This is a genomic window from Pseudomonas sp. FSL R10-1339, assembly GCF_009600545.1.
Classification (GTDB): domain Bacteria; phylum Pseudomonadota; class Gammaproteobacteria; order Pseudomonadales; family Pseudomonadaceae; genus Aquipseudomonas; species Aquipseudomonas bubulae.
Genome location: NZ_WIVQ01000128.1, coordinates 1 through 9,361 on the forward strand (window position 1 = coordinate 1; position 9,361 = coordinate 9,361).

Below are 9,361 nucleotides of genomic sequence, written 5' to 3' on the forward strand. Positions count from 1 at the left end.
TCGTCAAGCTGGCCGCCGCGGCCACTGCGGGCGCGCGCCTGAGCAGCTTTCGCATTGAAGCGATGGACTGCCCCACCGAGCAGACCCTGATCCAGAACAAGCTGGGCAAGCTGGCGGGTGTGCAGCAACTGGAATTCAACCTCATCAACCGGGTATTGGGCGTGACCCACGACCTGCCGTCCGTCGGGCCGATTGTCGACGCAATCAAATCCCTCGGCATGCACGCCGAGCCCATCGATTCCGGTGCGGATGCGGCCCCGCCTGCACTGCCAGCGAAAAAACACTGGTGGCCTCTGGCCGTGGCCGGTGTGGGCGCGTTGGCGGCTGAAGTGCTGCACTTTACCGATGCTGCACCCACCTGGGTGATTGCGCTGGTGGCGCTGGTGTCGATCCTCAGCGGCGGCCTGACCACCTATAAAAAGGGCTGGATCGCCCTGAAAAACCTCAACCTGAACATCAATGCACTGATGAGCATCGCCGTGACGGGGGCCGTGTTGATCGGCCAATGGCCGGAAGCGGCGATGGTGATGTTCCTGTTTACCGTGGCCGAACTGATCGAAGCCAAATCCCTCGATCGTGCGCGCAATGCCATCAGTGGCCTGATGCAAATGGCGCCGGACAAGGCCACCGTGCAGCAGGCGGATGGCAGCTGGATTGAGCTTGAGGTCAAAGACATCGCCCTGGGCAGCCTGGTCAGGGTACGGCCGGGCGAGCGTATCGGCCTGGACGGTGAAGTGGTGGCCGGCAGCTCGACGATCGATCAGGCACCGATCACCGGTGAAAGCCTGCCTGTCGAAAAAACCGTGGGAGACAAGGTGTTCGCGGGCACCATCAACCAGTCCGGCGCCCTGGAATACCGGGTGACGGCTGCGGCCAACAACTCGACCCTGGCGCGGATCATTCACGCTGTAGAGCAGGCCCAGGGCGCCCGGGCACCGACCCAGCGTTTCGTCGACAGCTTCGCGAAAATCTATACCCCGCTGGTGTTTGCCTTTGCCCTGGCAGTGGCGGTGATCCCGCCGTTGTTTATGGGCGGCGTATGGTTTGACTGGATCTACCGTGCGCTGGTGTTACTGGTGGTGGCGTGCCCTTGTGCGCTGGTGATTTCGACGCCGGTAACCATCGTCAGCGGCCTGGCGGCTGCGGCCCGCAAGGGGATTTTGGTCAAGGGCGGGGTGTACCTGGAAAGCGGCCACAAGCTCGACTTCCTGGCCCTGGACAAGACCGGCACCATCACCCACGGCAAACCGGTGCAAACCGATTACCTGCCCCTTGATCCGCTGGTCACTGACAGCGCGGTGCTGTTGGCCGCCAGCCTTGCAAGCCGTTCCGATCATCCGGTGTCGCTGGCTGTGGCTAATGCTGCTGTGGATAAGAATCTGCCTTTGAGTGCTGTGGATAACTTCACCGCGCTGGCGGGGCGCGGAGTGCGTGGCGAAATCGACGGCAAGCTCTACCACCTGGGCAATCACCGCCTGGTTGAAGAATTGGGCCTGTGCTCTCCTGAACTCGAGACCGAGCTGTTTGCGCTGGAAGAACAGGGCAAAACCGTGATCTTGCTGTGCGACAGCGCAGGCCCGCTGGCGCTGTTCGCCGTGGCAGACACAGTCAAGCAAACCAGCCGTGAAGCGATCCGCGAGTTGCATGAGTTGGGCATCAAGACCCTGATGCTGACCGGCGATAATCCTCACACGGCCAACGCCATTGCCGCCCAGGTCGGTATCGACGAAGCCCAGGGCAACCTGCTCCCGGAAGACAAGCTCAAGGCGATCGAAGCGCTGTATGCCAAGGGCCATCATGTAGGCATGGTGGGCGACGGCATTAATGACGCTCCGGCCCTGGCCCGTGCCGAGATCGGTTTTGCCATGGCCGCGGCAGGTACGGATACCGCGATCGAGACCGCCGATGTTGCCCTGATGGACGACGATCTGCGCAAGATACCGGCTTTTATTCGCCTGTCACGGCAGACCTCCAGCATCCTGAAACAGAACATTGCCTTGGCATTGGTCATCAAGGCGATCTTTCTTGCGGTAACCTTCCTCGGTTTGGCCACCATGTGGATGGCCGTGTTTGCCGACATGGGCGTCAGCCTGTTGGTGGTGTTCAACGGTTTGCGCCTGTTGCGCAAATAGATCAAGAGGGGCTGTTGTGCTGAGTGCCGAGCTGAAAGCGTTTTACCGGGTGGCCCAACTGGGCAGCATTACTCAGGCCGCCAAAAAGCTCGGGCTGAGCCAGCCGACTGTGACCACGCAAATCCGCAACCTCGAAAGCCAGTACGGTGTAGAGCTGTTTTACCGTGGCGGCCGGCGCCTGACCCTCAGCGATGACGGCGTACGCCTGCTGCCGATGGTCAAGGCGTTGCTGCAGCAAGAAGCCGATATCGAATTCTTTTTGCGCAACAGCGGCCAGGGCACCGGCATGCTGCGCATTGCCGCGACCGCGCCGTATTACATCCTGGATCTGGTCAAAGCCTTTCGCGAACGCTTGCCGCAGATCGAGGTGGCGGTGGATATCGGCAACTCCCAGCAGGTGCTGGAGGCACTGGACGAATACCGGGTCGATATCGCGGCTTCCTCACAACTGGTGGAAGACCCGCGCCTGATCCGCCGCGTCCTGGGTGCCGATCCGCTGGTGCTGGCGGTGCATCGCAATCACCCATTGGCCAAGCTAGAGCATGTACCGCTCAGTGCGCTGGCCGGGCATTGCTTGTTGATGCGTGAGCAAGGTTCGACCACGCGCCAGTTGACCGAAGACCTGCTGGCCAATGCCGGGGTGAGTTTTGGTCCGCTGCTGGAAATTGGCAGCCGGGAGTCGATCCGCGAAGCGGTGCTGCGCAATATCGGCATCAGCATCATCGCTCGCCAGGAAGTACCTCATGACCCGCAGTTACGGGTACTGACCCTTGAGAATGCGCCAGTGATCCATGAGTACCTGTACTGCCTCAAAGAGCGAAAAGCCGCGCGTTTGCCGGCGGCGTTTCTGGGGCTGGCGCAGGAAATGGCCCCGGCCTGACCACAACCACTGTGGGAGCGGGCTTGCTCGCGATGCAGACGATGCGGTGTGTCAGGCAAAACGCGGTAAGGCCATCGCGAGCAAGCCCGCTCCCACAATGACCCTGCACCCATACCCAAATCCACCAATACCACTATCGGCTGCTTTGGCCTTGCTGCCACATCTTGTACGCATTGCATCTCTAGGATGGCCCTTATCTGCTTGATGAGGTGCATCCATGAACAGCTCGAACACAACCGCTTTTACCCAGCCCGGCGTGCCGATGAAGGTGCGCAATGTGAGCAAGCGCTTTGGCGCCTTTACCGCGCTGGATAACGTCTCGCTGGAGGTGGCTGCAGGCGAGCTGGTGTGTCTGCTCGGCCCGTCCGGTTGCGGCAAGACCACGCTGTTGCGTTGTATCGCAGGCCTGGAGCATCAGGACAAGGGCGCACTGTACCTGGGTGATCGCGATGTCTCCGAGCTGGCGCCGCAGGCCCGTGATTACGGGATTCTGTTTCAGTCCTATGCTTTGTTCCCAAATCTGACTGTTGAGGCCAACATTGCCTACGGCCTGGCTGGCAGCAATCGTGAGGTGGTGCGCAAGCGCGTCGGCGACATGCTGGAGTTGGTGGGCCTGACTGGCAGCGAAAAGAAATTCCCGGGTCAGCTTTCCGGTGGCCAGCAGCAGCGGGTCGCCCTGGCCCGTGCCCTGGCGCCATCGCCGTCTCTGCTATTGCTCGACGAGCCAATGTCGGCCCTGGATGCCCGCGTCCGTGAGCATTTATGTACCGAACTGCGCCAATTGCAGCGCAGCCTGGGCATCACCACGCTGATGGTCACCCACAATCAGGACGAAGCCATGCTGATGGCCGACCGTATTGCTGTGATGAACAACGGCAAGGTCGAGCAGTACGCCACCCCGCAAGAAATCTACGACAAGCCGGCCACGCCGTTTGTCGCCGAATTTGTGGGGCAGGGCAACTGGCTACCGTTTTTGCGCAACAGTGCCACCCACGCTCAGGTCGGCGGCATGAACATGCGCCTGGCAGATGACGCTGGCCGCGCCGCCTCGGGGCGTTTGTTCTGCCGTCCCGAAGCCATCAGCGTCAATCCGGTACTGCATCAGGAAAACCTGTTCCCGGCCCGGGTTCGGGAAATTACCTTTCTTGGCAATCGCTGCCGCATGAGCTTCGAACTCAACCACCTGCCGGGTCATGCCCTGACGGCCGAAGTCGGCAGTCAGGACCTGCCGCGCCTCGGCACACCGGATATTTTTGTCGCCCTGCCACCCGGCAGCCTGCAGGTGTTTGCCTGACATGGCCGCTGAAATGGCCCTGCCATTGCCCGGCAAAATGTCCCGCCAAGCCAGCAGAGCGGAACTCGGTGACCGTATCTTCGTGGTCGGCGGCAAGCTGCTGTTACTGCTGTTGTTGAGCGTGGCGGTGCTGATGCCGTTGCTGGCAATCTTCTGGCGCGGCTTCAGTGCCGAAGACGGCCAGGGCGGCGGCTGGGTCGCGGCGCGAGAACTGGTCACCAGCGCCAATTTTCACTGGCTACTGGGTAATAGCCTTAAGGTTTCCCTCAGCGTGGCGGCCATCGTCGTACCGCTGGCGTATCTGTTTGCCTACGCCCTGCAAAGGACCATGATCCCCGGCAAACGCATCTGGCGCGGGTTGTCGTTGCTGCCACTGATGGCACCTTCAATGCTGCCGGGCATCGCGCTGGTGTATCTGTTTGGTAACCAGGGCATGTTACGTGGGCTGGTTAGCGACAATATCTACGGCTTCTGGGGCATCGTTCTCGGTGAGGCCATCTACACCTTCCCGCACGCCTTGATGATTTTGCTGTCGGCTTTGTCTCTGGCCGATGCACGTTTGTTTGACGCTGCATCGAGCATGGGGGCCGGGCCTTTCAAGGCCTTTCGCAGCATTACCTGGCCGGGCACCAAACAGGCCGTGTTTGCCGCGTTCTGCCTGGTCTTCACCCTGACCATCACCGACTTCGGTGTGCCCGTGGTGGTGGGTGGCGACTATCAGGTGCTGGCGCTTGAAGCCTACAAGGCCGTGGTCGGCCAGCAGCAATTCGGTCGCGGCGCCTTGATCGGCATGGTCCTGCTGTTGCCTGCGCTGTTCAGTTTCGGCGTTGATGCCTGGCTGCGCCGCCAGCATGGCGATTCGATGAGTGGCCGCGCCCAAGTGTTCAAACCCGTGCCGTCGAAGGGCCGTGACCGCTGTTATCTGGCCATTGTGCTGCTGATTTGCGCCACCCTGCTGCTGGTCTTCGGGATGGCGGTGTACTCGTCGCTGGTCAAGTTCTGGCCATATAACCTGTCGCTATCGCTCAACCACTACCAGTTCAACGACACCGCAGGCGGCGGCTGGCTGGCCTATCGCAACAGTGTAACGATGGCGCTGTGTACGGCGGTGATTGGCAGTCTGGTGATCTTCACCGGCGCCTATCTGATGGAGAAAACCAGAAGCCAGAAAGGCCTCAACCTGGCCCTGCGCATGCTCAGCTTTGTACCGATGGCCGTGCCGGGGCTGGTGCTGGGACTGGGCTACGTGTTCTTTTTCAACCTGCCGGGCAACCCGCTGCATGTGCTCTACGGCACCATGACCCTGCTGGTGGCCTGCACCATTGCGCATTATTTGACCACTGCACAAATGACTGCGACCACGGCCCTGCGCCAGCTCGACGGCGAATTCGAAGCCGCCGCACTGTCGCTCAAGGCGCCGCTCTATCGCCATTACTGGCGCGTCACCGTGCCGATCTGCCTGCCCGCACTGCTGGACATCATGCGCTACCTGTTTGTCTCGGCGATGACCACCGTGTCGGCGGCGATCTTCCTTTACAGCCCCGACACCATCCTCGCGGCGGTGGCGGTGCTGAACATGGACGACGCCGGCAACGTTGGCGGCGCGGCGGCGATGTCGACCCTGATCCTGTTCACTTCGGCGGGTATGTCCTTGCTGCTGGCATGGGCTTCGCGCGGTTTGCTGCGCCGCTCCCAGGCCTGGCGCCAGGGTGCGCCCGCGCAATAACAACCCTGCCCCTACACCCCAAAAGGAACCGCACCATGTTCAAGCCTCTTGCTCTTGCCGCTGCTGTCCTCACTGCTTTTAGCTTCAATGCGTTCGCTGCCAAAACTGAACTGACCGTGTACACGGCCCTGGAAGCCGAACAGCTCAAGACCTACAAGCAGGCCTTTGAAAAGGCCAACCCGGACATCGAGATCAAGTGGGTTCGCGATTCCACGGGCATCATCACCGCCAAGCTGCTGGCGGAAAAAGCCCGTCCGCAAGCAGATGCGGTGTGGGGCCTGGCGGCATCCAGCCTGGCGATCCTCGACCAGCAGGGCATGCTGCAAAGCTACGCCCCCAGGGACCTGGCCAAGATCGGCGGCAACTACCGCGATGCGGCCAACCCGCCGGCCTGGGTGGGCATGGACGTGTGGGCCGCGACCATTTGCTTCAACACCATCGAGGCGGAAAAACAGGGCCTGAGCAAGCCGGTGAGCTGGCAGGACCTGACCAAGCCTGAATACAAGGGCAAAATCGTGATGCCCAACCCGGCCTCGTCCGGCACCGGCTTTCTGGATGTGAGCGCCTGGCTGCAGACCTTCGGCGAGAAACAGGGCTGGCAATTTATGGACGACCTGCACCAGAACATCGGCCAGTACGTTCATTCAGGTTCCAAGCCTTGCAAGCTGGCAGCTGCGGGGGAATTCCCGATCGGTATCTCCTTTGAATACCCGGCCGTACAGCTCAAGCGTCAGGGGGCACCGCTGGATATCGTGTTGCCTAAAGAAGGCCTGGGTTGGGAAATCGAAGCGACGGCTGTAATCAAGGGGACGCCGCACGAAGAGGCAGCAAAAAAGCTGGCTGACTTCTCCGCAAGCCCCGCGGCGATGGAGCTTTATAAAGAGAACTTCGCGGTACTCGCCCAGCCCGGCATCGCCAAGCCACAGACCGAGCTGCCAGCCGACTACGAGCAGCGCCTGATCAAGAACGACTTCGCCTGGGCCTCGCAGAATCGCGACAGCATCCTGGCCGAGTGGCGCAAACGCTATGACGGCAAGTCCGAGAAAGCGGCGCAGTAGTTTTGTAGCCACAAAAGACCTGTGGGAGCGGGCTTGCCCGCGATTGGATCGCTGCGGTTGGACAGCCGCACCGCGGCGCTTGTATCGCGAGCAAGCCCGCTCCCACAAGGGAAGTGAAGTTGCCCTTCAGGACATCGTGATGACTCAACCAATCCTTATCGTCGGCGCCGGCATTCTGGGCTTGTCCCACGCCTACGCCGCTGCAAGACGCGGTCTCAAGGTACGCGTCTTCGAACGCACCGCCACGCCACTGGGCGCCTCGGTGCGCAATTTCGGCCAGGCGCTGGTCACCGGCCAACCACCGGGCGTGATGCTCGATCTGGCCCGTGCCAGCCGCGACATTTGGGCAGTCTGGGCGCAGCGCGCAGGCTTTGATCTCAAGCGCAACGGCTCGTACCTGTTCGCCCGCACCGAAGCCGAAGAGCACTTGCTTGAGGCGTTCTGCCAAGGTCGTGCACGCGAGTTCGGCTACCGCGCCGAATTATTGCGCGGTGCAGAAATGGATGCGCTGTACGGTGGCCAGTTCAGCCATCATCGCGCCGCTTTGCATGGCCTTGACGACCAGCAGGTGTATTCACGCGAAGCCATTCCGGCCCTTATCAACTATTTGCAGTGTGAGCTGGGCGTCGAATTTCATTTTTCGACCCTGGTGCGCGAGGTCGAACCCGGTCAGGTCCATACCACGGCGGGGAGTTTCAAGGGTTCGCAGGTGATTGTGTGCTCGGGGCACGATTACCTGACCCTGCTGGCCGAGCCACTGGCCCGGCTCAACCCGAGTATCTGTCGCCTGCAAATGCTGCGCGTGCGGCCCAAGGTCAACTTGAGGCTGCAACACGCCCTGCTGACCGGCCTGAGCTGTGTGCATTACGGCGCTTTTGCCGACTTGCCCGAAGCGGCGCCAGTGCAGGCCGAAATCCAGCGTGACAGCCCGCATCTGGAGCAGCACGGCATTCACCTGCTGATCAGCCCGACGCCTTATGGTGATTTGATCGTCGGCGATTCTCATGATTACAGTGAGGATTCCTCACCCTTCAACGGCGAACAGGTGGATAACTGGATGCTGCAATTGTGCGAAGAAACCCTGGGCTGTGAAGTGCAGGTGGTCGAGCGCTGGCAGGGCGTCTATGGTGCCAAAGGGGCCAGGCCTTTTACCTGGCTGCAGGTGGCGCCCGGTCTGAATGCGGCGCTGATGCACACGGGCGTGGGCATGAGCGTGGGCCCGGCAATGGCCGAGGGCAATATCGCCCGGATGCTGGAGGAGATGTGATGACACACGCACAGCAAGTGGTTGAAGAAGTATTTGGCTTGTACCGGCAATACGGTACCGATGATTACATCGGCGAGCCGGTGTCACAGATCGAGCATATGTCCCAGGCCGCACAGCTTGCGCTGGATGAAGGTTATGACGATGAAGTGGTGTTGGCCGCGTTCTTTCACGATATCGGGCACTTTTGCGTCAATGATGCGAAGAACATGGATGGATACGGTGTAGTCAGCCATGAGCGGGTGGGCGCCGATTATCTGCGCCGTGCCGGGTTTAGCGAGCGGCTGGCCAAACTGGTGGAATACCATGTACAGGCCAAGCGTTACCTGACCTTGCGTCAGCCGGGGTATTTCGATTTGTTGAGTGAGGCGAGCATTCGCACCCTGGGTTATCAGGGCGGGGTGATGAGCGAGGCCGAGGCGGATGCCTTCGAGCAGGACCCGTTGTGCGGGTTGAGCCTGCGCATGCGGGTATGGGATGAACAGGCCAAGCAGATGCATGTGCCAGTTATCGACCTGCAAATCCTCAAGGCCAAAGCCGTCCGCCTGTTAGAGGGTTAAGTACCCATTCTTGTGGGAGCGAGCCTGCTCGCGAAACAAACGACGCGGTGTATCAGTGATGATCCAATCGCGAGCAGGCTCGCTCCCACGGGGGGTAAGCCGGTACTTAGATCTGCCCGGCCAACAACTCAATCTGCTCCTGACGCTCAGCCTGGCTCAACTTCGGATGCGGGTTGAGCGACGACCATTGCGGGTGCGCCCGCGCCTTGTTCAGGGCTTCGGGCAGTTTGCCTTCGCGCCAGGTCTTGTCCTGCGGGGTGGCGACCTTGATGCTGTCCACCGCCGCATGCCCGCGAGCATTGAGAGCGTGCAGCAATTGCCGTTGGCGCAACGCCAGCAGGCGTAACACGCTGTCGTCCACGGTCAACTCGCGCTGGCCCTTGAACTTGCCCAGCAAGCGGCTGCCGTAGCTGCGCGCGGTTTGCAGCGCACCGCCGGCAATGGCCC

Annotated in this window: 8 protein-coding genes; 7 read left to right on the plus strand and 1 reads right to left on the minus strand. The window is 61.2% G+C overall.

What is annotated here, in order from left to right; genetic code table 11:
* The 7 genes from GHO03_RS22375 to GHO03_RS22405 form a co-directional block, all read left to right on the plus strand.
* Window positions 1–2,132: heavy metal translocating P-type ATPase (locus GHO03_RS22375; protein WP_153400553.1), on the plus strand; the 2,132-nt coding region annotated here is incomplete at its 5' end.
* A 16-nt stretch (window positions 2,133–2,148) separates the two neighbouring features.
* Window positions 2,149–3,012, plus strand: coding sequence for a LysR family transcriptional regulator (locus tag GHO03_RS22380; RefSeq protein ID WP_095017842.1), 864 nt, complete (start codon window positions 2,149–2,151; stop codon window positions 3,010–3,012).
* Window positions 3,013–3,229: 217 nt separating this feature from the next.
* Entirely contained in the window at window positions 3,230–4,306 is a 1,077-nt protein-coding gene (locus tag GHO03_RS22385) for a putative 2-aminoethylphosphonate ABC transporter ATP-binding protein (RefSeq protein WP_095017841.1), read from the plus strand.
* 1 nt (window position 4,307) lies between these two features.
* Window positions 4,308–6,032 carry a putative 2-aminoethylphosphonate ABC transporter permease subunit gene (locus GHO03_RS22390; RefSeq protein WP_095017840.1) on the plus strand — a complete coding sequence of 575 codons (1,725 nt, stop codon included), beginning with the start codon at window positions 4,308–4,310 and terminating at the stop codon, window positions 6,030–6,032.
* A gap of 35 nt (window positions 6,033–6,067) precedes the next feature.
* A complete protein-coding gene (locus tag GHO03_RS22395; protein ID WP_094999977.1) occupies window positions 6,068–7,090 on the plus strand; it encodes a putative 2-aminoethylphosphonate ABC transporter substrate-binding protein in 1,023 nt (340 codons plus the stop codon).
* Window positions 7,091–7,229: 139 nt separating this feature from the next.
* Window positions 7,230–8,357, plus strand: a complete 1,128-nt coding sequence (locus tag GHO03_RS22400) for a TIGR03364 family FAD-dependent oxidoreductase (RefSeq protein ID WP_153400554.1) — start codon at window positions 7,230–7,232, stop codon at window positions 8,355–8,357.
* Window positions 8,357–8,914, plus strand: coding sequence for a phosphonate degradation HD-domain oxygenase (locus GHO03_RS22405; RefSeq protein ID WP_095017838.1), 558 nt, complete (start codon window positions 8,357–8,359; stop codon window positions 8,912–8,914). Before GHO03_RS22400 ends, GHO03_RS22405 begins: the two co-directional genes overlap by 1 nt.
* 106 nt (window positions 8,915–9,020) lie before the next feature.
* Here the strand turns inward: GHO03_RS22405 and GHO03_RS22410 are convergent.
* A partial coding sequence (locus GHO03_RS22410; protein WP_153400555.1) for a DUF3482 domain-containing protein occupies window positions 9,021–9,361 on the minus strand: 341 nt, incomplete at its 5' end.

Coding starts and splice junctions, on each gene's coding strand:
- GHO03_RS22385 (WP_095017841.1), top strand. CDS start 3,230: ATGAACAGCTCGAACACAACCGCTTTTACCCAGCCCGGCGTGCCGATG.
- GHO03_RS22390 (WP_095017840.1), top strand. CDS start 4,308: ATGGCCGCTGAAATGGCCCTGCCATTGCCCGGCAAAATGTCCCGCCAA.
- GHO03_RS22395 (WP_094999977.1), top strand. CDS start 6,068: ATGTTCAAGCCTCTTGCTCTTGCCGCTGCTGTCCTCACTGCTTTTAGC.
- GHO03_RS22400 (WP_153400554.1), top strand. CDS start 7,230: ATGACTCAACCAATCCTTATCGTCGGCGCCGGCATTCTGGGCTTGTCC.
- GHO03_RS22405 (WP_095017838.1), top strand. CDS start 8,357: ATGACACACGCACAGCAAGTGGTTGAAGAAGTATTTGGCTTGTACCGG.